This window comes from Chryseobacterium sp. SSA4.19 (genome assembly GCF_022601875.1).
In the GTDB taxonomy this organism is placed as follows: Bacteria; Bacteroidota; Bacteroidia; order Flavobacteriales; family Weeksellaceae; genus Chryseobacterium.
On sequence record NZ_JAKVIP010000004.1, the window covers coordinates 36,338 to 57,109 of the forward strand.

The window sequence follows — 20,772 nt, forward strand, 5'->3', positions numbered from 1 at the left end:
CTCTTAGCTCAGTTGGTTCAGAGCATCTGGTTTACACCCAGAGGGTCGGGGGTTCGAATCCCTCAGGGCCCACAAAAAAGGATACTGAAGCCTTTAAAAAAATTTCAGGGCTCTTAGCTCAGTTGGTTCAGAGCATCTGGTTTACACCCAGAGGGTCGGGGGTTCGAATCCCTCAGGGCCCACAAAATCTCTCAGTTTCCTGAGAGATTTTTTTATTTTTATAATAATTTGACAAAAATTGGGGACTAAGCAAAAAAATTAGTCAATCTAGATAGAAAGAAAGCTTTAATGTTGGCAGAAAATCCGCTATCATATAAACATCTTTAACAGCACGAAATACTTATATGCCGCCAATTCTCTCAACAATCTTCTGAACACTAAGCTCTTCCAGGCAGGCCCAATCTCCCCGGAAACATTCTTTGTCGCCAAAAACAGAACACGGCCTACAGGTAAGATCTTTAACTTCTACCACATCATTTTCATTCTGTCCGAAGCCTAAAAATCCAGCGTAAGGATGGGTCTGCCCCCAAATAGAAATACACCTTGTCCCCATCAGACTGGCCAGGTGCATATTTGCGGAATCCATGGAAATCATCAAATCCAATTCAGCAATTTTATTTAATTCTTCAGTGAGACTTAGTTTGCCAGCGAGGCTGAATGTATTAGGAATTTCAAGCTGCCACTTTTCCAGTACCTCTGTTTCTTTTTTTCCACCTCCGAAAAAATAAAGGGTATGGCTTTGAGCTAAAATTTTTGCCAGTTCATAAGACCTCTCTAAAGGAAACATTTTACCGCGATGCTGTGCAAAAGGAGCAAAGCCGATTCCTGATTTATGTACAGAAGCAGGTCTTAACTGATGAGACAGCTCAACTTTAAATCCCATTTCACGGAAAACATCAGCATAACGCTCAACGGTCTTTTTTAATTGGTTTTTATTCAGGTTCCAGATATCGGTCAGATGTTCTTTTTCTTCCTTGCCCTTATCAATCTTAAAAACCTTTAATCCCTTCCTGCGGTAAATTTTATCTAAAATTTTTGTCCGGATCACATCATGAAGGTTGGCAATCAGATCCGGATGAAACTCACGGATTAATTCATTGGCCAGTTTTCTCAGCCCTAAAATTCCTTTGTAATCATCAAGATCAATCCCTTTGAATATGACATTCGGAATACCGGCAAACAGGCTTTCAAAATTTTTCCGGGACACCATAATAATTTCCACACCAGGATTCTGTTCCAGAAACTCACGGAACACCGGCGCAGTCATGGCAACATCACCAAAAGCCGAGAAGCGGTATGCTAAAATTCTTGTCACAATTACGATTTCAACTGATAAGCGACTGCGTAAAATTTAATCTGTTTGGTCATCGCCATTAATCCATTAGCCCGGGAAGGAGAAAGAAATTCCTGTAAACCTATTTCAGAAATAAAATCAAAGTCAGAATCTAAAATTTCCCGGGTGGAATGACCGCTGTAGATGCTTACCAGAAGAGAAACAATCCCTTTCGGTAAAATTCCATCAGAATCTGCATTAAAAAAGAGTTTCCCGTCTCTGAATTCAGCATCGATCCAGACTTTACTCTGGCAGCCCTTAATCAGGTTTTCGTCAGATTTTTTATCATCCGGCAGCCCTTTGAGCTCTTTTCCAAGATCAATAATATATTCATATTTTTGCTCCCAGTCTTCGAGAAACGCAAATTCGTCAATGATTTCCTGCTGTTTTTCTTTAATGGTCATTTTAATTATTCTTTCGGCAAAGATAACCAATTTATAAAAGATGATTTAATGCTGAAATCAATTTATCCGGTTAATGACCATTAAACTATATATTACTGACAGGCTTTTTCAATAACCTCCAACAATTTAATTTCTTCATTTTCCCAGCAAAGAAAATGCGCTGCTTTTTCAAGTTCAGGCTGATAGCCTTGTCTTCCTTTATTTATTACGGTTTTGATAGCTTCAGCAATATTTTCAGGCTGATAATCCGAAATAACTTCACCAATATCAAATTGCTGATTGATTTTATTTAGTTCCGGAAGATTGGAAAGAATCAACGGAACACGTGCCTGAATACAATCCAGCACTTTATTGGGTAAAGAATAATAATAACTTTCGCCTCCGTTTTCCTCAATGCTCATACCACAATCGGCCGTTAAAGTAATTTTTCTTAAGTCATGAGGCAACAGTTTACCTAAAAAACGAACTTTATCCTGAAGATTTTCATCAAACACCAGTTTTTCATACTCTTTTTTCTTGGGACCATCGCCGGCAATCTTGAAAATGACATCATCAACATGATGCATGGCCAAAATAGCCTTATCAATTCCGCGAAAAGGATTTATCATTCCCTGATATAAAAGAGTCTTCGGATGATTTTCAGGAATAATCTTAAGGGGATGTATTCTTCTGGGAGCATTCTGTATAACCACCGCATCGATTCCGTATTTATTTTTAAACCATTCTGCATAGCTTTCACTGGCTGTTATCATCAGCACCAGGTCCGGAATGACCGATTTTTCTAGGGTCCTCCACAATTTTTGTGACATTTTGCCCTGAACAGCCGGCATTTCTGAAAAGATCTCATGACTGTCAAAAACAAGCGGTGAATTTAATTTTTTAGCGATAAGATAATTGGGAAGCAATGCATCCAGATCATTTGCATAAAAGACGGTATTTTTATCTGCTTTTTTCTTTAGTTCCTGATAAAGCTTCCAGTTGAATTCAAAATAAGCAGTTTTCAGGCTTTTAGAAATCAGATGAATTCTTGAAAAAGGATAAGGCCGCACCATATCTCCGGCTCCGTTCCAGTCATTTCCTATGAGTTCAATCTGATAGCCGTTTTCGTGTAAAGTCTGACAGACCTTTTCAATCCTTTGGTCTGTATACAGATTACTGAAAGCAGAAATAATGATTTTTTTTTGCTGCATTATTTCTTTTTATCGGCTAAAAGATGATAAATCTGTATAAAACAGATTAAAGCATTCGGGAAAATAACAGGCCAGAGCATTCCGCTGAAAATACCGTAAACCACAAAACAGATACAGCCGATCATATTAACAATCCTGATTTTCCTTATGTCTTTCAGGATGAAACTCAATACAATAAAAAATGAGGCAGAATATCCTATATAGGCAGCAGTTTCAGGATTCATTAGAAAAATTTAAAGGTAACAAACTTAATCATTTTCAGTAAGATAATAAAATTTTTTCTGCCATAAAGTCATTTATTAGGTTTTGGTAAAATATTTGTAATTTAGATAACGGATAAACAGCAATGTTGCTTTTATTCTAACGAGATACATTATGGATTATAAGTTTTCACAAGGTTTGAGCCAGGTGTTCAAACAAAGCAAAAGCGAAGCGAAGAGGCTGAATAGTGAATTTCTTAATACAGAACATCTACTTTTAGGTATTATAAAAACAGAAAACTCTGCAAAAGAAATCCTTCAAAACCTTAATGCGGATTTAACACAGATCAGAAGAAAAATTGAAACTCTAAATACATCAAGTCTTAATCCTGTTTCTGAAGAAGTTACCAATATATCTTTCACGAAGATGGCAGATCATGCAATCAAGCGTGCAGAATTGGAATGCAGGCAATATAAAAGCAATGAGATCAATACCGTTCACCTGCTTTTAGGTATTCTTTATAAATATGAAGATCCCACTTCAAATGTATTAGGAGCTTATGATATTGATTATGAAGGCGTTTCAAAAGAATACCAGACAATGCTCAAAAATTCCGGGCAGGCCCCACAGATGAGCGCATATGATGACGATGATGAAAGAGAGGAATTTGAACAGATGAGAAAGCCTACCGGCAATTTAGGAGGTGCAAAAAGCAAAACTCCGACATTGGATAATTTCGGAAGAGATCTTACTTCTTTGGCCAGAGACGGAAAATTAGATCCGGTAATCGGCCGTGAAAAAGAAATTGAAAGAGTTTCCCAGATTCTATCCCGAAGAAAGAAAAACAATCCGCTTCTTATCGGTGAGCCGGGAGTTGGTAAATCTGCAATTGCAGAAGGATTGGCTTTAAGGATTCAGCAGAAAAAGGTGTCAAGGGTTTTATACGGAAAACGTGTGATCACTCTGGATCTGGCAAGTTTAGTAGCCGGGACAAAATACCGCGGACAGTTTGAAGAAAGAATGAAGGCTATTATGACAGAACTGGAGAAAAACAGGGATGTCATTTTATTCATCGATGAGCTTCATACCATTGTCGGTGCCGGAAGTTCTACGGGAAGTTTAGATGCTTCAAATATGTTTAAGCCAGCTTTGGCAAGAGGTGAAATTCAATGCATCGGAGCTACCACTTTGGATGAATACCGTCAGTATATTGAAAAAGACGGTGCTTTGGAAAGAAGATTCCAGAAAGTGATGGTAGAACCTACTTCTATTGATGAAACCATTCAGATCCTGAATCAGATTAAGGATAAGTATGAAGAACATCACAATGTAATTTATACTCCTGAAGCAATTCTGGCATGTGTCAATTTGACATCAAGATATATTACAGACCGTTTTTTACCGGACAAAGCGATTGATGCGATGGATGAAGCCGGTTCCCGTGTTTATATTAAAAATATGAAAGTTCCTACTGAAATCATTGATTTTGAAAAGAAAATTGAAGATATCAAGGAATTAAAACAAAAGGCGGTAAAAGCTCAGGATTACCTCGAAGCACGAAAACTGAAAGATGAAGAAGAAAGGCTTCAGATGGAACTGAATTCTGCACAGGATCAGTGGGACAAGGATGTAAAAGAGAAAAAAGAAACCGTAACAGAAGAAAATGTTGCCGAAGTGGTTTCTATGATGAGTGGTGTTCCTGTAACTAAAGTGGGCAAAAATGAGCTTGACAAATTAGCGGGAATGGACGGACAGTTGAACGGAAAAGTAATCGGACAGGAAGATGCTGTTAAAAAGGTAGTAAAAGCTATTCAGAGAAACAGAGCCGGTCTTAAGGATCCTAACCGTCCTATCGGTACATTTATTTTCTTAGGAACAACCGGTGTCGGTAAAACAGAATTGGCTAAAGTAATGGCAAGAGAACTCTTTGAATCTGATGAATCATTAATCAGAATCGATATGAGTGAGTATATGGAAAAATTTGCGGTTTCAAGATTAGTAGGTGCTCCTCCGGGATACGTGGGTTATGAAGAAGGCGGACAGTTAACAGAAGCAGTAAGAAGAAAACCTTATGCTGTGGTTCTTCTGGATGAGATTGAAAAAGCTCACCCGGATGTATTTAATATCTTGCTTCAGATACTCGATGAAGGTCACGTAACCGACAGCTTAGGTAGAAAAATCGACTTCAGGAATACAATTATCATCCTTACATCCAATATCGGAACAAGAGATCTTAAAGATTTCGGGGACGGTGTAGGATTCGGTACATCGGCTAAGAAAACAAGTTCAGATTCAAGAGCAAGAAGCACTATTGAAAATGCACTTAAAAAAGCATTCTCTCCGGAATTCCTGAATAGGATTGACGACATTGTGATATTCAACTCTCTTGAGAAGGATGACATTAAGAAAATTATTGATCTTGAATTAAACAAGCTTTACAGCAGACTTGAAAAATTAGGATATAAAGTTGAATTGACTTATGAAGCCAAAGACTTTATTTCTGAGAAAGGCTGGGATAAAGATTTCGGAGCAAGACCACTGAAAAGAGCGATTCAGAAATATATTGAAGATTTATTAGCTGAAATGCTGGTAAACAAACAACTATCTGAAGGGGAAACTGTTGTTCTTGATCTTAATGAAGCCAAAGACGGATTAGCCGGCAAGACTTCAAAACCGAAAAAATCAGCGGCTGAAAAGTCTCAATCTTAAAAATTAATTTTAATACCAATAAAATGCATCGGGAGATTTTCCGGTGCTTTTTTATTTTAGTAATAACCTGGATGGGTTCTAAGTTCTAGCTGAGAACTTCCGTCTCAGATTGTGGTTCAAATCCATTAACACCGTTCAACGGTACTTTATTGATATTTGGAAGGATACGTGGACCGGTCTTTATTAATCAAGAGATTAGTTGAAGTAATAAGAAATTCCCGGATCTGTTTTTCCGGGAATCTGATATTACAGTCCGACCACAAAACCAATATTGGGCACGAGTCCGCTTGAAAAAACACTTGAATTCTCTTTCCATAATACATTGTACATTAATCCCAACTGCAGGAAAGAATTATTTCCAATTCTCTGCATATAGCCTCCGCCCAAATACAAAGCATCCTCATTGGTATTGGCTTTAACATCATAAATTTTATCTTTATAATTGATGAAATAATGCTGATAATTGGCACTTACAAAAAAAGTTCTGGCAATATAATAATTCAGAAACGGCCCTACCCCGAACATCGTTGAACTGTAGGCATTGGATTTCTGCCAGGAAACACTTCCCAATATCCCTCCTTCAAGATCATTGGTCAGCATATATCCAACTCTTGGCACTGCTGAAAGGTTGAAGTAATTATTGCTCCCGAAGCCGAAGCCGATTCCGCCTCCGAAAGTCCAACGGTTACTATTTTCACCTGAATTCTCTACGGCAGCCTGGGAAAATACAAAGCCTGAAATACATAGAAACAAAGGAATAATAATTTTTTTCATAATATATTGTTTTTGTCGATGTTTAAAATTATGGCTTTTTTCCGAATCTTTTAAATTGTATTTTTGCCGCATCAAACTAAGAACTCCCGTTAAGAGTTTCGTAAAATTGAATAAGATGAAAGTAGTTGTAGGATTATCAGGAGGTGTGGATTCCAGCGTGACCGCCTACCTGCTCCAGCAGCAGGGTCATGAAGTTGTGGCTTTGTTTATGAGAAATTGGAATGATGCTTCCGTGACTTTGGAAGATGAATGTCCCTGGATTGAAGACAGCAATGATGCTCTGATGGTTGCCCAGAAATTAGGGATTCCATTTCAGGTGATCGATATGAGCGAACTTTATAAAGAAAGAATTGTCGATTATATGTTCAATGAGTATCAACGCGGCAGAACTCCCAACCCTGATGTTTTGTGCAACCGGGAAGTAAAATTCGATGTCTTTATGAAAACAGCAATGTCTTTAGGTGCGGATAAAGTGGCCACAGGACATTATGCCAGAGTAGATTCTACCTTTGATGAAAATGGAAAAGAAATTTTTCATCTTTTAGCTGGGAAAGATAATAATAAGGATCAGTCTTATTTCTTATGTCAATTATCTCAGGATCAGTTATCAAAAGCCCTCTTTCCGATCGGGGAACTGACAAAGCCTCAGGTAAGGGAAATAGCCAAAGAAATTGGACTGGTAACAGCCGATAAAAAAGATTCCCAGGGATTATGCTTTATCGGAAAAGTGAGCCTCCCTCAATTTTTACAGCAGCAATTGGTTCCGAAAGAAGGCGAAATTGTTGAAATTTTCAAAGATTCTTCCCTATTTACACAGGAAGCTCCGAAATTTTCATCAAAACAGGAAGAGCTTGAATTTTTAAGTCAGAAAATCAGCTATATAAAAACCGACGGAAAAGTTATTGGCAAGCATCAGGGTGCCCAGTTTTTTACGATTGGCCAAAGCAAAGGACTTGGGATCGGAGGCCATAAAGAAAGTTGTTTTATCATCTCCAGAGACATGGAGAACAACATACTGTTTGTTGGAGAAGGCCATCAGTTTCCGGGGCTTTTGAAAAAAGCATTGAAAATTGAAAATTCCGAACTGCATTGGGTCCGTGAAGATTTGCGGTTACAAAATGGAAGTTCGATGGAAGTAATGGCAAGAATACGCTATCGTCAACCATTGCAGAAAGCTGTTTTATACCAGTTTCAAGAAGCTTCTTATATTGAATTTGCAGAACCTCAGTCTGCCATTGCAGAAGGTCAATTTGCAGCATGGTATCAGGATGATGAACTGCTGGGAAGCGGTGTAATTTCATAGATAAACCAATAAAACATATAGCCCGGAACATTTTGTTCCGGGCTTTTATTTTAATGATAAATATTATTTTATCTTTTCTTTAACTTGCTATGATTAACATACAGGATTACTGTTAGTTCAATCATTAAAATCATGATTAAAAATCCTACCGGTTTTCCTAATGAAATTCCTTTAATCAACTTGATCATTCCCAATATAAAAATAGAAATCATAAAATAAAAAGTTATTTCCGGAATGATGCTTTTATGGACTCTAACAATAAAAACAGAGATGTAAAATCCTAAAATCATCATTAAATAAAATGTAAGGAAATAAGGACCTTTTAAAGACACGGGATTCCATGTATGGTGGATAAAGAAAAGCCATAGAAAGCTTACGGAAACCGGAATGGTGTGAATGACTGTATTTTTCATACTTTTTGCTTTAAATCAATCACCTCCTCCTCCGCAACCACCACACCCTCCGCAGCTGCTTCCGCAAGAATCGCTGGAACCAGATGAATCATTCCCGCTGCAGGTCCCCGAAAAACAGGAACTTCCACCAGAGTCATTGTCTTTATTATTTCCTTTTAAAGATTTAATGATTATCCAAATGATCATAATGAAAAAAATTCCGGTAAAAGCTATATTGCCTTTTCCCGAGCACGATATTACCGTGAACAACAGAAGCAAGAGACTCGCTAAATGAAAATATTTCCGGAAGAAAGGATGGAGACCGGATGGTTTTCTTTTAAGCCAGATTTCTTCCGGTGGCATTTCTCCGAACACTTGGCGATAGTTTTCCAAAGTTTCAATAAACCAGTTGCTGTGTTTTTCAGTCTCGCTTTTGCCACCGCTGGACGGATGATGATGAAGTTTCTGCTGAAGTACGATTGGGCAAAACTCTTCCCAATAATTTCGGGTATAGGTTAAATGCATATGCCAGACTTTATCTACGATTGTACTCGGAGAGGCTCCATTCGGTAAAGTACAGCACAGATAAACAAATTTTTTGTATTCCTCGATGGCTTTCCGGGTAAAAGCTTCTGTCCAGTTCTCTTCTTTCGCGAGCTTTTTTGAAAAAGGAAAATCAGCATCCGGATTATCCGGTGAAAATCTCTGAAGCCTGTTCCAAAGTGCATCATTTTTTAATACGTTGTTGGATTCCATTATGTTAACTTTTAGTTTCTACTCAAATTTGGATTAAAATAAAAATATAAAAGTCTTTCAAAAATCTTTTTTGGTTTTAAAAATATCTTAAATTAGTCTTACAAAATAATATTATGAAAAAAGAAGACATCCTCCATCTTGAGAAACTCATGAACTTTCTGAGCCGGCATTTCTTAAAGAAAAATCACTGGGAAGATGTTTCAAAAACTGAATGGGCGTATATTGTTGAGGAGCTTAATGATCTGATTATTCGTGAAAATACACAAAAGAATATAGAAAAGAATCCGGATCTGCTGGGATCAAATTACCTCTATGAACATTTGATTATCAACAAACTCAAGAAATATTACCGAAATGAAACAACCATCCTGAGCAAGCCCAATCTTGCCAAACTAAGCCTGATTGTAAGAGTTTTGGGATACTCAAATTATATTGAGTTTATCAATTCCAATACAGAATCATTTAATTTCAATGATCTGCGGATTAATATGGATAATGTAAAACAGAATACAGAACTGCTGGACAGGATTGTTGGATACTGGTATTCTTACAACAGAAACCTTCCGGAAAATCCTACGCAGGCTAAAGAAGACCGTATCTGGCGTTCAGCCACGGAAATTTATAAATCTGAAACATCGGGGGAATATTTTATCGAGAGAAGCGGCGGGGACCGACACAAGTATTTCGGGAAAATAACGGCATATTCAGATTATGTGTTCATCATTATGAACAGCAATACATTTATCCGTCAGCGACATTTTATTTCAAGAATAAAAGATATCAAGGAGAAACTGAAGAATCCTGAATATAAGCTCCATGAATTGCATTTTATAAGTACGTGTATTAGTTTTAACCAGGAACCGATTGCCCTGTTTGAAATTTTTCAGAAGGCTGACAGAAAAACATTTATCCAGGATTCTGTGAGCTTCCCGATAGACAGTGAAGAAATCCCGGTATCTATTGTAAAACAGCTTGAAGATACAGAATCTAACCGTATCGATTACAAATAGTTATTGATAGCGGAATCAACCCACCAGCCAGTCCTTAAAATCTTTTACCCGGTCACGGCTTACCGTGATTTCTTCCTGTGGCTGAAATTCCAGTTCTACTTTGTAAGTAGGTGATGTATGGATATTCTTGATGTAATCTGAATTAACAATAGACTGCCGATTTACCCGAAAAAAATTCTTTTGGTCCAGAACATCTTCCAGTTCATCCAAAGTGAAATCGGAAGGATATGCACGCTCCCGGGTCTGCAGGTACACAATTTTATTTTCACTGAAAAAACAGCTCACTTCATGAGTCTGGACAATTTTCAGATTATACCCGATTTTCACAAGAATTCTGGAAAGTGTCGTTTTCTCCGTTTTAATTAACTGCTTAATTTCCTTAGAGCTCACAGAATTATCTGAAGGCAGAAAAGATTTAAATTTTTCAACAGCTCCCGAAAGGTCTTCCTCCAGAATGGGTTTAAGAAGATAGTCAATACTGTTTAATTTAAATGCTTTCAGGGTATACTGATCAAAAGCTGTTGTATAAATAATAAAACCTTTTGTCGGAACCTTTTCAAAAATATCAAATGACAAACCGTCTCCCAGTACAATATCTGAAAAAATAAGCTGCGGATGTTCATTTTCTGAAAACCACCGGACTCCTTCTTCTACAGATTCTATCTTGGCAACAACCTCTATTTCAGGGAATTCATTCAGCATTCTTTCCAATTTCCTTGAAGCGGGTTTTTCATCTTCGATAATGACGGTTTTGATCATTGAGTTTTATTTTCTTCGGATTAAAATTAATTAAAATTGAGCAAATTAGAACTGGATGGGTTTCTTTGTTTTATTCATTTCTTTTTCCAATAACTCTTTTTCCCATTCAGAATTCAGGATAAATAATTTTACAGCCTTCGCCATCAGGATAATCCCCCAGATCATCAGGATAACAGATCCGTTCCAGAGTGAAAAATTAAAAATTCCTTTCTCAAAAAGATTATCAAAGAAAATAATAGCAGTGACAATCACAAACCATAAAAAGCTCTTATAAAATCTTTTCAGTTCTTTTACCCTCTGTTGTGCCTGATTGTAGTCCATTGTTTATGAATTTTAAAGTTATTGTTATTAATTATAGTGTTTTCGTATTTTTTCTTTCTTCATCCATCAGCTTTCTGATTTTTTCTCTTCCCAGTCTTTTCCAATCCCGAAAACATTCACTACATGAGCCGCGATTCCGATTCCCCATCCCAACATTGGCCAGTAAAACCACAAATGCTCAGGAGAAGTCAATAAATTTAAGATCAATAGAAAAGGGATAACCAAACAGTAAGAGGTAAGATTTCCGTAAAATCCTTTCAGTTCTTTTACTCTCCTGGCAGCTTTTCTGTATGCTACATCTTCGTTGTTCGTATATGTTTCCATAGTATTTATTTTAAAAGGTTGAGTTGTTTGTTTTTGTTGAGACAAATGTATGGCAAGAGACTACCTCAAATCAATTTTATGTTACCGAACCGTAGAATATGGATACTGAATTGTAAAAACTCCCATTCAATGGAGAACTGGGATTTGTGTTTTTCTTAATCTAATCATTTTTATTCTGAACAGAGAGGCAACATAGTGAATAATCTATGATTTAAATGATTTCTCCTTCATCGAAATGACAATATGTTTTTTTAACAGATTATGCAGATGTTTGAGGATATTTTTGCCACTAATAAATAAACGGAATCAACTTCTTCGTTTTCCTTCTATATTCCAGATATTCTTCCCCGAATTGTTCAACCAGAGCACATTCTTCAATTGTAATTCTATAGCTGAAAGCAATAAACGGTGGAACCAAAGCCAAAACCAATGACAACCAATTATTTAGATATAACCCTAACCCAAGAGAAGTTAATAATGAAAAAGCATACGACGGATGTCTCAGATATTTGTAAAAGCCTTCCTTTTTTATTTTATGATCCTCTCGAATGGTTACGTCAACTGTAAAATATTTCCCTAAAGATCTGATAATGATAAATCTAAAAATAATTCCAACATAAAGAAAAATTATGCCCAAATAGTAGATCCAAAGCTCATCGGAAATTGGAAACTTTATCAGATAAGAAATCGTAACCGAACTTACAATTGAAAACGGAATAGCAATCCACAGAAGATTCAAAGTCGATTTATCTTTGTTCTTTTTATCTTTTTCGTTGGATTTTAAGATGTTCTTATAAAGAATTTCACTCAGGAACCAGCCAGACATAGAAATTGTAAATAGAATTTGTAATGTTTTCATTGGTGTTATTTTTTATTTAGATCATAAAAAAAGCTAAGATGGTTATATACTTTCATCTCAGCTTGATTATTTTATTTTTGTTTTTCTTTTTCCATGAATTCTCTGATCTTCCTGTCTTCCCAATTACTTCCCAACATAAAACCCTGAATAAATGTTCTCATCGCATGAATGACAACCGCAATTCCCCAAAACAAGGGAAGCGAAAAATATTTCAGCTGCCAGATGGTTTCACCTGGTTTTAATTCTCTGAAATTCAGGAATAAAATAAAAATATTTACTACAATATAGATGAAAACAAAAATGTAGAATTGCTTGATTCTTTTTACCTGTTTTTCCGCTTCTTTGTACCTGATGTCATTTTTACTGATATTTTCCATTGATCTGTTTTGTTATTGCTTATGCCGTTTTTCTAAAATTTCTCTGATCTTTCTTTCCTCCCAGTTTTTACCAATTTCAAAAACACTCATTCCATGTGCCACAACACCTATTCCCCAACCTAACATTGGGAAAAAGAACCAGATATTATCCGGATTTGTTATCAAGTTAATAATGATTAAAAAAGGAATCACAATACAATAAGAAATCAAATTTCCATAGAAACTTTTAATCTCTTTTACACGCTTCTGTGCTCTTTCGTAAGCTTTATCTTTATCTTGAGTTATATCATTTACCACGTTAGGTTTAGCAGACAAAATCGGAAGTTTTACTTTAAAATAATCTTCAGATTTTTCGATGAAAACATTTCGTTTCGTCAGTAGAGAATAACGTTGAACAATATTTGCTAAACCGATTCCAGAACTTTCTTTGATTTGTTCCCTCACCTGAAGGTTATTTTCTATACAAAGTGTATCATTTTCAGAAAAAATTCTAATTAATAAAGGTTTTGAGGAAGTCGCAAAATTATGTTTAATACAATTTTCCAATAACAGCTGCAATGAAAGCGGGACAACAAATCTGCGGTAATCTTCTTTTCTGACATTGAATTCAAAATCAACACTGTCTTCAAATCTTGTTTTTAGCAGATCACAATAGGTCTGTGCAAATTCCAGCTCATCTTCTACGGTCACCAGCTCTTTGTCTTTCTGCTCAAGAACATACCTGTAAATCTTTGACATGGAAGCAGTAAACTTCTGAGCTTGTTTCGGATTCTCGTCTATTAATGAGCTTAAAACATTGAGCGAATTAAATAAAAAATGCGGGTCCAACTGATTTTTTAAACTTTCAAACTGTGCATTAGCGGACTTTGCGATGAGTTTTTGCTCTACCACCTCTTTCCTTGAGGTCTTTTTTAATTCCTCCATAAAGCCCTTTGCATGGAGAAATGCTGAAATCAACAACGCAATATTGATAGTAAACCAGTTGGTAAAATTATATTTTCCGGAAAAATATTGTTCTGTAGTAGCCACTTTCTGGAAAACCACAAAATTCATATAATTACAGAAATACACCATAATAATATTGGCGATCAGAATCGAAACAATGCTTATAATTGCTCTTTTGGTCGTTGCTTCAGACCAGGGAAACTTTTTATTGAGAAAATCGTTAATCAAGCCATTACCCATACTCAATACGAAGGAATACATAAAAGATATAATAATAGTAAGCAGAAAATTTCCCACCGTTTTCTCATCTGTAAAAACAAAAAAGAAGAACATGGCTGTTGCCAGTGATATCCAGCATAGATTAATAAGATTCTTATATTTCATATTGATTTTCTTAATTCAAAAATAACGGATATTAAAAGCATGATCAACTATTTTTCGCTGACCTGTTGTTTTTCACTACCGAACGGCATAAAAAAAAACCTTCCATAGCAGGAAGGTTTCAATAGATGTACTTATATTATTTTTTCGCTCCGCTGATAAAATATTGTGCTTCTGCTTTTCCCCAGTTCGGCTCAAATGCAGATTTTGGAGTATAAGCATTAAATTTTGCCAAAGCATCTTTAAACTGCTCCATTCCTTTTACTTTGCTTCCTCCATACTGCTCCGGAGTGAAATAAGTATCCTCCGCTTTAATCAAAGCAATTCTTGGATTGTTAGGATCCAGCTTTTCAGCTTTAGTAAGCTCTTCTGTGGCTTTTGCTCCGTCAGTCATATATCTTTGCTGAGGATTAACCATCATCCTTAAAGAATACATCATTTTGCTCAACAAATGAATCTCTGCATTATCTGTAGGTGCCACGTGGGAGGCTGCACCAATATATTTTTCAGCCACTCCTGCAATAAAGTCAAGATCTTGTGTTTTCCCCTGCTGCATAAGCAATCTCCCTTTCTGGATATTCGCCAAGGCGGCGTAATAAAACGGAAGCCAGTTGTTTTCATCTTTTCCTGAAATCCTATGGAAGTTATTGGATAATGCTGTAAATTCTTCAGGTGTTTTAGCCGTTTCTATTTTTGCGATGTTTTCTTTCATCACTTTTTCATAATCAGATTGGGCAAAAACCGATAAGCTCATAAAAGCTAAAGCAAAGCTTAATAGATATTTCTTCATTTTTTCTAATTTTTAAGGTTATATTTTATTTTATTCAAAGATATGTATTAATTTATATAATTAAATTACCAAAAATGGTGTTTTATATGGTTTTTACAAATTGTTATTAATCGCATCTTCAGTTTTATCAACCCCAAAGCTGATAAAAGCGCCTACAAATACAAAGGTATTTACCGGCGGAACCACTGCTGATCTTCTTCCTCCATCTCCTGAAAAGTTATAGCCGTAGATGTTCTTTGACCCTAAAATATTGGACACGCTTAAAACCAGTATGGTAAATGCTTTTGCATCTTTCTTTCCCAGGTTAGGAAGGTAGTTGACACTGAAGTTTAATGCGTTATAATCTTTCAGCTGTCCTTCATGCCTCACATAATATTGCGGCTGACCATTAATGTCCTGTGTTGAAATATCATAGTAAGGGCGTCCTTTTGCATACGTATAAGAAAAATTAAATCCGGTTTTCCATTTCGGAACAAATCTTTTGGCCACTGCGGAAAGGGTATGCTCTGAAGCAAAGTTCGGTTTTAAACTGACCGGATAATTCATAAAATCCCTTTTGGAATCCAGAAACGAATAGCTGATCCAGTAATCTATGTTTTCAAACGTTTTTTTATCTCTCCAGAACAGCTCAAGACCTTTGGCGTAGCCATATCCGCTATTTGCATCTGCAGTCTGAACATATTGGTTCTGGCCGTCTTTAAAAGGTAAATTTTTCACTTTCAAAAGATCATCATATTTCTTGTAAAAAGCTTCAAAGCGTAAGCTTCTCCCGTCTGCTGCCCGCTGAATCTGGAAAATATAATGCTGTGCCTGCTGAAAATCCAGGCTGGCCGGTCCGTTAATGTATTTACTTTCCGGATTCTGGTAGAAAAGCCCGTAGGCAAAAGAGGTGGTCCAGTCTTTAGCAAGACGGTAAGCCAAAGCAATACGGGGTGCTATATTATTCTTTCGCAGATAGGATGAATGCTCTGCCCTTACTCCTACTTTAGCAGACAACTGATTGCTGAAACCCAGATCTGTCTCCACAAAGGCTGCTGAAATCAGATCCTTATAGTTTTTTTCAACAAAATCATTAAAGTTCATTTTTTCATTGGTACTGTTTAACTCAAAACCTCCACGCAATGCACTGATTTTATTGATCTTTCGTTCCAGTACCGCTTTAAAATTGATATAGTTTCCATCTGTGAGGATTTTTGTATTTCCTGTTATCAGATCATTTTTTTCTGTTGAAAAACCGAGGTCGGATCTGTTAAACGAATAGGAAGCCCCCGTGTTTAATAAATATCTACCGAATTTCTGTTTGAATGATACATTATGATATGTATTTTTTCCTTTTAAATTTACTTTTGAAAAATTATTTTCAGGTTCCAGACTTTCAATCTTCACCCCCATTCTGTTGGCATCGTACATTCCGTAATATTTAAAAAATCCGCCTGACTTGGTTTTAATCCTGACATTAAAATCCCCGTTTAGGCCACTGGGGGCATCGGTAAAGCTGGTATTAAAATGCAGTGCTTCCTGCATCAGTTTAAGATTGGAATATCCTAAGCTTGCTCCGTAAGAGTAATTTTTATTATCACTTAGCTTCTGAAAACTTCCATTGAGGAAGATCGGCGAAACTCCGAAATCGTAAGAACTCTGATCCGGAAGATCAACACTTTCCAACATTAAAGCACCGGATAAAGCCTGTCCGTACAAAGCAGAATATCCTCCGCTTGAAAATATATTCCCCTTAAAAAGTGAAGTATTGAAACGATCTCTCCCTGCAATTCCCGGAACTGAATTGGAAAAATAATTGTTAATCAGGCTTCCGTCCATGAAAATTTTAGACTCCGTCCCTGTTCCGCCTCTGATAAAAAGTCCTTCCGTTTCTCCTACTTTCTGTACACCCGGAAGATAGGTCAGGGCTGAAGAAATCTGTCCGTCTGCTCCCGCTGTTGTATAAATATCAATCGGCGTCAGCAATGCAGTGGCTCTTTTTTTATCACTTGCCTCAATAGAGCCTGCGGAAACTACCACTGCATCAATTTCATTAATCTGTTCTTTCAGTTCAGCATTTACAGAAACATCTTCATTTTTAATTAAAACAGGCTTTTCAACATCAATATATTTCGGATGTGTAAATGTCAATACTTTATCTCCCTTTTCTGAAGTTTCAAAAGAAAAATTCCCATCGGTATCAGTTGTTGCTCCGTCATAAGTATCTTTAAGTGTTACATTTACCTCTCCTACTCCTTTATTTTTAAAAGTTATTCTGCCTGATATTTTCACCTGAGCAAAGCTCAAAGCAAATAAAAATAGAGTGATGAGAAATATTAATTTTGTTTTCATAGTCATTAATTTCAATTCAAAAGTATGATGAAATTCTATCGGGTCTAAATTTTTATTGCTGAACCGTATTTTTTTTAATCTGAATCGTACATTTTGCTATTCGCTACAGGAATACAGAAATCTACGATCATTTTTCCTTTGGGGTGTTTCTTAAAATTAGAATGGTAAATCTCAAAAGGGAAGCTTTCAGGAGCTGAATTTCTGAATGCGGAAGGAGAAGCGTGATAATGTTTTTTAAAGGCTTTATTGAAAGAAGAGTGACTGGAAAACCCGGGCCGGAGGTAAATCTCTTTATAGGTATCTTCTTTTTTATAGCCAGATAAAAAGCCCTTTTTTCAAGTCTTCTTCTGATAATATGATGCTGCAGTGTTTCGCCGGTAACCCATCTGAAAATCCTGTGAAATGAAATGGTGAATAAGCGGCTGTTTCTGAAATCTTTTCCAGTGTAAGCTCTGTATCTAAATGATCATCAATATACCGGATGGCTTTAACAATTCTTTTTTTATATTCTTCCACAACAGTTGATTTGCTGCAAAAATATTGATATCGAATGGAAATGATTTGTCTTTTATTGCTAAAAAAACAAATAAGCAAACATCTGTCATGCCAGGTGTTTTTTTGTGTTCTAACCGAACATATTACACATTAACTGATACACTGATTCTAAATACTCCAGTCTTGGAAATGTTGCATGAGAGATTCAGCATCCTGCGATACATTAAAATTTCATACATTTAATGTGAAAATCAGATGAGTTATTGTAACTATTAATTTATAAAACAATCAATCACTTAAATCATTTAAAATGAAAGGTAAAACATTATCATTATTAGCCGCCTCTGCGCTGTTTGCTGTTTCATGCGGAACAACCCATACCTACCGGGTTATGTCCAAAAGCAATACCCAAACGGGAGGAACTGCGAAATTCACACAGAAAGGGAATGAAGTTGTCATGAAGCTGGATGTCACCAATCTCACCCCGGGAATCCATGCCGTTCACATCCACGAAAAAGGCGACTGTTCTGCTGCAGACGGAACCTCAACGGGCAGCCACTGGAATCCTGCGAAGGATGACCACGGAAAGTGGGGTGCTGAACATTTCCATATGGGAGATATCGGTAATCTATCTGCTGACCAAAGCGGAAATGCGGTACTGACTTTCAAGACTGATAAATGGTGCCTGGGATGTACGGATGAATCTAAAAACATCATAGGAAAAGGCCTGATCATTCATGCCGCTGCAGATGATTTCCATACCCAGCCAACCGGTAATGCCGGAGGAAGAGTAGGCTGTGTCGAGATCAAATAATCTACAGTAATAGTAAAATAAAAGGACCGGTAATAAAAATTATCGGTCCTTTTATTTCTATTGATTCACTTATGATTTTACACTCATATCAGCAATAATATTCATTGCTTCCTGAAGGTAAGTGTCTTTTCTTAAATTTTTGATCCACATTTCAGATTTTTTCTTAAAAGCTTCATCCTTTTTCTCTCTTTCGATCTCTGAAGGATACATCATGAATTTCAGTCCGTTATCAAATTTCGTCAGTACTTTGAACTTTTCGATCTGAGCTTTTCTCTGCTTCATTAGTTCATTGAATTTATTGATATTCAGCGTAATATTTTCTTCTTTATCCAACTGTTCTCTCCATTGTGCAGATTCCAGTAACAGCTGATAATTACTATTTTTAGCCATTCTGCCTGAACTTTTAGCTTCTAAGGCTTTAATATCAAAATAGTTAAGTTTCTGGAAACTTGTTGATGGGATTTTATCCCAAGCCAATGCATAGTCATCATATCTTTCCCCGATTTCAGCATACGTAAAGAAGTCTTTCATCTGAATATCAGACACAATTCCTTTTCTTTGTGTAGACTCACCCGTAATTCTGTAAAACTTCTGGATAGTCAGTTTTAACGATCCGAAATCATCTTCCGTATTTAAAAACCTGTTTAGATCTACAAAAGTCTGAACCGTGCCTTTTCCGAAGGATTGAGGCGAACCTATAATCATTGCTCTACCATAATCCTGCATTACACCCGCCAGAATTTCCGAAGCGGAAGCAGACAGTTCATTTTGCATAATGACAAGAGGTCCTGTCCAGATCGGAGTTTCATTTTTATTCTTTAGGGTCTGGATTTTCCCGTTTCCATCTTTTACCTGTACATAAGGTCCTGCCTGCATAAAAAGTCCCATAATATCTCCTACTTCCGTAAGTGATCCTCCTCCATTATTTCTCAAATCCAGTACAATCCCTTCAATATTCTGAGCTTTTAATTTGATAATCTCATTTTTGATATCATCAGAAGCATTTCTTCCGTTTGGATTTTCAAAATCGGCATTAAAGCTTGGCAGATTGATAAACCCATACTTTTTGCCGTTTTGAGAGTTTACTACGATACTTCTTGCAAAAGTATCTTCAATTGCCACTTCTTCACGGATCATCGTAACATCCTTAATCGTTCCGTCTTTTTTCTGAACCGTTAATGTCACCGGTGTCCCTTTCTCTCCTCTGATTAAACGCACGGCCTCATCAGAAAGCATCCCAACAACATTTACCGCATCTTCTTTTGGTTTGGATTTTACCTTTAAGATTTTATCTCCTTCAGAAAGCTGTTTCGATTTCCATGCCGGAGCGCCAATCGTTAGAGCTCCTAAATAAAGATTCCCTTTCTTCTCCTGGATCAGGGCACCGATTCCGATTACTTTTCCTGTGAAATTGGTATCGAAGTCCTCTTTATCTTTGGGAGAATAATAATTGGTATGTGGATCGAAAACCTCAGTATAAGCATTCATATACACCGTAAACCAATCCATTTTCTTTCTCTTTTTAAATCTCGTAAAGGTTTCTTTTACAAGATCTTTTACCTCATCAGTAGCTTTTTTAAGTTTCTGATCTGCCGCAAGCGGCTGATATTTGATGGTATCTTTTAAATTGTACTTCTGGACCGAATCTTTCTTCTCTTTCTGAGCTTCTTCCTTACTGTTCATAGATTCTATCTCCTGAAGGATATTATACTTGATGAACTTCTTCCACTCATTGTACTGCTCCTGTTTATTGGCAGGAACTTTTTTAAGTTTAGGCTCTAGAACCAGCGTTTCATTTTCTTCCAGATTGATCGGTTTGCTGAAAATGTCCTGTGTAATTTTATCTATTTCATCTACTCTCTGGTATAATCTGTCGATTGTAAGCTTATAAAAAGTAAGATCTCCCTGATTAATATAATCATCAAGCTTGGTTTCATGTTTACCGAACTCATCCATATCCGACTGGACAAAGTATCTTTTTCCAGGATCTACCAATTCAAAATAATGTTTGTAAACATCCTTTGAATAGGCGTCATTAATAGGTTTCGGACTGTAATGTAAGTAGGAAAGTGTATTTTTCACGCTCACCATTATCGTCTGCATCTTTTCGTCATCATTCTTTGGCGAGTTGAAACAAAAAATTAGGCTTGTTAATGGAATGAGGAGTAAAAATTTATTCAGCTTAAAATTTTTCCACATAAATCTGTCGTGTATTTTTAAATAATATTTTTAATTAGTAGTAATTTTTAAATTACTGTTACAAACTATCAAATTTAATACCTTATTTATAAATATCAGATAGTT

Annotated in this window: 21 protein-coding genes, 2 tRNA genes and 1 pseudogene; 6 read left to right on the forward strand and 18 right to left on the reverse strand. The window is 36.4% G+C overall.

The window, feature by feature from the left end; translation table 11 throughout:
* Positions 1-3: 3 nt before the first annotated feature.
* A tRNA-Val gene (locus MKJ01_RS03495) sits at positions 4-72 on the forward strand.
* Positions 73-107: 35 nt separating this feature from the next.
* Positions 108-182: transfer RNA gene (locus MKJ01_RS03500), tRNA-Val, on the forward strand.
* A 158-nt stretch (positions 183-340) separates the two neighbouring features.
* On the opposite strand, the gene MKJ01_RS03505 is transcribed toward MKJ01_RS03500, so the two are convergent.
* From MKJ01_RS03505 to MKJ01_RS03520, 4 genes are all read right to left on the reverse strand, one after another.
* On the reverse strand, positions 341-1,315 hold the full coding sequence (locus MKJ01_RS03505; protein ID WP_241611940.1) for a glycosyltransferase family 9 protein: 975 nt from the start codon (positions 1,313-1,315) through the stop codon (positions 341-343).
* Positions 1,316-1,317: 2 nt separating this feature from the next.
* Complete coding sequence (locus MKJ01_RS03510; protein ID WP_241611939.1) at positions 1,318-1,737, reverse strand: SufE family protein; 420 nt, start codon at positions 1,735-1,737, stop codon at positions 1,318-1,320.
* 92 nt (positions 1,738-1,829) lie between these two features.
* Positions 1,830-2,927, reverse strand: a complete 1,098-nt coding sequence (locus MKJ01_RS03515) for a glycosyltransferase (protein WP_241611937.1) — start codon at positions 2,925-2,927, stop codon at positions 1,830-1,832.
* On the reverse strand, positions 2,927-3,151 hold the full coding sequence (locus MKJ01_RS03520) for a hypothetical protein (protein WP_241611935.1): 225 nt from the start codon (positions 3,149-3,151) through the stop codon (positions 2,927-2,929). Before MKJ01_RS03520 ends, MKJ01_RS03515 begins: the two co-directional genes overlap by 1 nt.
* Before the next feature lie 151 nt (positions 3,152-3,302).
* On the opposite strand from MKJ01_RS03520, the gene MKJ01_RS03525 reads away from it, so the two are divergent.
* A complete protein-coding gene (locus MKJ01_RS03525) occupies positions 3,303-5,837 on the forward strand; it encodes an ATP-dependent Clp protease ATP-binding subunit (RefSeq protein WP_241611933.1) in 2,535 nt (844 codons plus the stop codon).
* A 246-nt stretch (positions 5,838-6,083) separates the two neighbouring features.
* Here the strand turns inward: MKJ01_RS03525 and MKJ01_RS03530 are convergent, their stop codons facing one another.
* The gene (locus MKJ01_RS03530) at positions 6,084-6,611 is read right to left on the reverse strand and encodes a hypothetical protein (RefSeq protein ID WP_241611931.1); all 528 of its coding nucleotides are present in this window, start codon (positions 6,609-6,611) and stop codon (positions 6,084-6,086) included.
* Positions 6,612-6,726: 115 nt separating this feature from the next.
* Between MKJ01_RS03530 and mnmA the strand changes: the two genes are divergently transcribed.
* The gene (gene mnmA, locus MKJ01_RS03535; RefSeq protein ID WP_241611929.1) at positions 6,727-7,914 is read left to right on the forward strand and encodes a tRNA 2-thiouridine(34) synthase MnmA; all 1,188 of its coding nucleotides are present in this window, start codon (positions 6,727-6,729) and stop codon (positions 7,912-7,914) included.
* 68 nt (positions 7,915-7,982) lie between these two features.
* On the opposite strand, the gene MKJ01_RS03540 is transcribed toward mnmA, so the two are convergent.
* Together MKJ01_RS03540 and MKJ01_RS03545 are read right to left on the reverse strand one after the other, a co-directional pair.
* The gene (locus MKJ01_RS03540) at positions 7,983-8,327 is read right to left on the reverse strand and encodes a hypothetical protein (protein ID WP_241611927.1); all 345 of its coding nucleotides are present in this window, start codon (positions 8,325-8,327) and stop codon (positions 7,983-7,985) included.
* 15 nt (positions 8,328-8,342) lie between these two features.
* Complete coding sequence (locus MKJ01_RS03545) at positions 8,343-9,062, reverse strand: hypothetical protein (protein WP_241611925.1); 720 nt, start codon at positions 9,060-9,062, stop codon at positions 8,343-8,345.
* Between the two features lie 113 nt (positions 9,063-9,175).
* On the opposite strand from MKJ01_RS03545, the gene MKJ01_RS03550 reads away from it, so the two are divergent.
* Complete coding sequence (locus tag MKJ01_RS03550; protein ID WP_241611924.1) at positions 9,176-10,072, forward strand: hypothetical protein; 897 nt, start codon at positions 9,176-9,178, stop codon at positions 10,070-10,072.
* 15 nt (positions 10,073-10,087) lie between these two features.
* On the opposite strand, the gene MKJ01_RS03555 is transcribed toward MKJ01_RS03550, so the two are convergent.
* From MKJ01_RS03555 to MKJ01_RS03595, 10 genes and pseudogenes are all read right to left on the reverse strand, one after another.
* Complete coding sequence (locus MKJ01_RS03555; RefSeq protein WP_241611923.1) at positions 10,088-10,831, reverse strand: LytTR family DNA-binding domain-containing protein; 744 nt, start codon at positions 10,829-10,831, stop codon at positions 10,088-10,090.
* Positions 10,832-10,876: 45 nt separating this feature from the next.
* Positions 10,877-11,152, reverse strand: a complete 276-nt coding sequence (locus MKJ01_RS03560) for a 2TM domain-containing protein (RefSeq protein WP_241611922.1) — start codon at positions 11,150-11,152, stop codon at positions 10,877-10,879.
* A gap of 66 nt (positions 11,153-11,218) precedes the next feature.
* Complete coding sequence (locus MKJ01_RS03565; RefSeq protein WP_241611921.1) at positions 11,219-11,476, reverse strand: 2TM domain-containing protein; 258 nt, start codon at positions 11,474-11,476, stop codon at positions 11,219-11,221.
* Between the two features lie 289 nt (positions 11,477-11,765).
* Positions 11,766-12,335, reverse strand: a complete 570-nt coding sequence (locus tag MKJ01_RS03570; RefSeq protein ID WP_241611920.1) for an isoprenylcysteine carboxylmethyltransferase family protein — start codon at positions 12,333-12,335, stop codon at positions 11,766-11,768.
* Between the two features lie 71 nt (positions 12,336-12,406).
* Positions 12,407-12,712 carry a 2TM domain-containing protein gene (locus MKJ01_RS03575; RefSeq protein ID WP_241611919.1) on the reverse strand — a complete coding sequence of 102 codons (306 nt, stop codon included), beginning with the start codon at positions 12,710-12,712 and terminating at the stop codon, positions 12,407-12,409.
* Between the two features lie 12 nt (positions 12,713-12,724).
* A complete protein-coding gene (locus MKJ01_RS03580) occupies positions 12,725-14,041 on the reverse strand; it encodes a 2TM domain-containing protein (protein WP_241611918.1) in 1,317 nt (438 codons plus the stop codon).
* Positions 14,042-14,177: 136 nt separating this feature from the next.
* Positions 14,178-14,828, reverse strand: coding sequence for a hypothetical protein (locus tag MKJ01_RS03585; protein ID WP_241611916.1), 651 nt, complete (start codon positions 14,826-14,828; stop codon positions 14,178-14,180).
* Between the two features lie 93 nt (positions 14,829-14,921).
* Positions 14,922-17,159 (reverse strand): TonB-dependent receptor, encoded by a 2,238-nt coding sequence (locus tag MKJ01_RS03590; RefSeq protein ID WP_241611914.1) that lies wholly within the window; start codon positions 17,157-17,159, stop codon positions 14,922-14,924.
* Positions 17,160-17,233: 74 nt separating this feature from the next.
* A pseudogene (locus MKJ01_RS18920) lies at positions 17,234-17,455 on the reverse strand (hypothetical protein); the annotation flags it as partial.
* A gap of 13 nt (positions 17,456-17,468) precedes the next feature.
* Positions 17,469-17,675, reverse strand: coding sequence for a hypothetical protein (locus tag MKJ01_RS03595; RefSeq protein ID WP_241611912.1), 207 nt, complete (start codon positions 17,673-17,675; stop codon positions 17,469-17,471).
* 289 nt (positions 17,676-17,964) lie between these two features.
* Between MKJ01_RS03595 and MKJ01_RS03600 the strand changes: the two genes are divergently transcribed.
* A complete protein-coding gene (locus MKJ01_RS03600; protein WP_241611910.1) occupies positions 17,965-18,468 on the forward strand; it encodes a superoxide dismutase family protein in 504 nt (167 codons plus the stop codon).
* Between the two features lie 69 nt (positions 18,469-18,537).
* Here the strand turns inward: MKJ01_RS03600 and MKJ01_RS03605 are convergent, their stop codons facing one another.
* The gene (locus MKJ01_RS03605) at positions 18,538-20,667 is read right to left on the reverse strand and encodes a carboxy terminal-processing peptidase (protein WP_241611908.1); all 2,130 of its coding nucleotides are present in this window, start codon (positions 20,665-20,667) and stop codon (positions 18,538-18,540) included.
* Positions 20,668-20,772 lie beyond the last annotated feature (105 nt).